The sequence below is a fragment of the Bacillus cereus group sp. N24 genome, assembly GCF_016483345.1.
Taxonomy (GTDB): Bacteria; Bacillota; Bacilli; order Bacillales; family Bacillaceae_G; genus Bacillus_A; species Bacillus_A toyonensis.
This window is the reverse complement of sequence record NZ_JAEHCA010000111.1, coordinates 1-345: the sequence shown is the minus strand read 5'-3', so window position 1 is coordinate 345 and position 345 is coordinate 1. Positions and strand designations below refer to the sequence as shown.

The following is a 345-nucleotide window of genomic DNA, read 5'->3' as shown; positions in this document are numbered from 1 at the left end:
TCTTCAATAGTCCATCGTAATGCCTCAATTGCCGTTTCTTTTGTCCAAAAGTTACTTGGGGTATAACTTAACTCCCACTCTTTAAAGCGGTTTGGATATAGCTCATTTAACATTGCGTATGGGCTACTATTAAAAAGCAAATAGCATGGTGAAGCTAATTTATGTTTTACTAGCCATTTTTGGCTGTATACTTTACCTAACTGTTCATCTGTTAGTTTTTCTTTCTCTTCAATAGTCCATCGTAACGCTTCAATCGCTGTTTCTTTGTTCCAAAAGTTACTTGGGGTATAACTTAACTCCCATTCTTTGAAGCGGTTTGGATACAAATCATTTAACATTGCGTAG

At 35.9% G+C, this 345-nt stretch carries 1 protein-coding gene; it reads right to left on the bottom strand.

The features are described 5' to 3' along the window. Nucleotides 1–345 (bottom strand): DUF4046 domain-containing protein (locus tag JDS95_RS30595; protein ID WP_472926265.1); only part of this gene is annotated, 345 nt, incomplete at both ends.